General features: G+C 67.3%; 2 pseudogenes. Both read left to right on the top strand.

The features are described from left to right. A pseudogene (locus AC1DY5_RS58150) lies at window positions 1–263 on the top strand (TonB-dependent siderophore receptor); the annotation flags it as partial. Between the two features lie 22 nt (window positions 264–285). Beyond that, a pseudogene (locus AC1DY5_RS58155) lies at window positions 286–551 on the top strand (phosphoribosyltransferase); the annotation flags it as partial.

Here is a 551-nt window from a genome sequence, read left to right on the forward strand (position 1 = left end):
GCACCGAACTGCGCGCGCTGGCGAGCGTCGAGGCCAACGACCGCAACACGGTGAGCGCGCCGGGCTACACGGTGGTGGCGCTGTTCGCGGGCTATATCATGCAGTGGCAGCGCTGGAACCTGAATGCCTTCGCGCGCATCGACAACCTGTTCGACCGGCAGTACATCGGCTCGGTGATCGTCAACGAGGGCAATGCTCGCTATTACGAGCCGGCTCCTGGACGAAACTGGACGCTCGGCATGAGCGCGGCGTATCGTTTCTGAATCCCGACTGCAGGAGCTGCAGATGAAATTCAAGGATCGATGTGAGGCCGGCCGTTTGCTCGCCAAGGCTCTCGAAGCCTGGCGTGGCCAGCCCGGCATGCTGGTGCTCGGGCTGCCGCGCGGCGGCGTGCCGGTGGCCTGGGAAGTCGCCCATGCGCTCGGCGCGCCGCTCGACGTGCTGGTGGTGCGCAAGCTCGGCTATCCCGGCCAGGAGGAGTTCGCGATGGGTGCCATCRCCTCCGGCGGCGTGCGCTACCTGGACGAGTCGACGCTGGCCTGGCCGGTGGC

This window comes from Variovorax sp. P4_D9 (assembly GCF_056401695.1).